General features: G+C 65.2%; 1 protein-coding gene. It reads right to left on the reverse strand.

Features of this window, described 5'->3' with window-relative positions; all coding sequences use genetic code 11:
* Positions 1-1,509 (reverse strand): electron transfer flavoprotein-ubiquinone oxidoreductase (locus JHC81_RS14390; RefSeq protein ID WP_292175811.1); only part of this gene is annotated, 1,509 nt, incomplete at both ends.

The raw sequence follows: 1,509 nt of genomic DNA on the forward strand, positions 1-1,509 counted from the left end.
ACGGATCCTTGATGTCGCAGGTTTTGCAGTGGACGCAGTTCTGGGCGTTGATGACAAAGCGCGGATCGGCCTTGGCCGCCTCGTCGCCATAGACGACCTCGTACACGCCCGCCGGGCAGTACAGCCGCGCGGGCTCGCCGTATTTGGGCAGGTTCACCCGGATCGGCACGGACGGGTCCAGCAGCTTCAGATGCGCAGGCTGCTCCTCGGCGTGGTTGGTGTTGGAGATGAAGACCGACGACAGCTTGTCGAACGACAGCTTTCCGTCCGGCTTGGGATAGGCGATCGGCTTGTGCCTGGACGCCAGCTCGGTCGAGGCGGCATCGGTCTTCTTGTGCTTCATCGTCCAGGGCATGTTCAGACCGAAGGACGACAACCACATCTCGGCCACGCCGAAGGCTCCGCCCAAGGTGGTGCCGAACTTGGTCAGATAGGGTTTGGCGTTCCGGACCGCCTTCAGCTCCTTGTAAACCCAGCTCTTCTCATAGGCGGCCTGGTACTCGACCAGCTGATCGCCCGCGCGCCCGGCCAGAACCGCGTCATAGGCGGCGTCGGCGGCCAGCATGCCGGACTTCATCGCATTGTGGCTGCCCTTGATGCGGGGCACGTTCACAAAACCGGCGGAACAGCCGATCAGGGCACCGCCCGGGAAAGACAGCTTGGGCACCGACTGGAAGCCGCCCTCGGTGATGGCGCGCGCGCCGTAGGAGATGCGCGTCCCGCCCTCCAGATGCTCGGCGATGGCCGGGTGATGCTTGAAGCGCTGGAACTCGTCGAACGGCGACAGGAACGGGTTCTTGTAGTTCAGGTGCACCACATAGCCGATGGCCACATAGCGATCGCCGAAATGGTACATGAAGCTGCCGCCGCCGGTGAACTCGTCCAGCGGCCAGCCGGTGGTGTGCTGGGCCAGGCCCGGGCGGTGCTTCTCGGCGGGCACCTGCCACAGCTCCTTCAGGCCGATGCCGAACTTCTGGGGCTCGGCGGTGTCGCACAGGTTGTGGCGGGCCATGATGGTCTTGGCCAGGGAGCCGCGCACGCCCTCGGCGATGAAGACATATTTGCCGTGCAGTTCGATGCCGGGCTGGAAGTCGTCGGTCGGCTTGCCCTCGCGGTCGATGCCGAAGACGCCGGCGACGACGCCCTTCACACGTCCTGATGGCTCGTCCCAGACCACGTGACTGGCGGCCATGCCGGGATAGACCTCGACGCCCAGCGCTTCCGCCTGTTCGCCGAGCCAGCGCGACACATTGCCCAGCGAGGCGATGTAGCAGCCGTCATTGTGCATCATCGGCGGCAGCAGCATCATCGGCAGCGACGCCTGACCTGCCGGGCCCAGCACCAAGAAGCGGTCCTCGGTGACCGGCGTCTCCAGCGGCGCGCCGCGATCCTTCCAGTCGGGGAAAAGTTCGTTCAGGGCCTTGGGATCGATGACCGCGCCCGACAGGATGTGTCCGCCGATCTCGGCCGACTTCTCCAGAACGGCGACACTGATCTCCTTGCCGTCCT

It is taken from the genome of Brevundimonas sp. (genome assembly GCF_016463295.1).
Lineage (GTDB): Bacteria > Pseudomonadota > Alphaproteobacteria > Caulobacterales > Caulobacteraceae > Brevundimonas.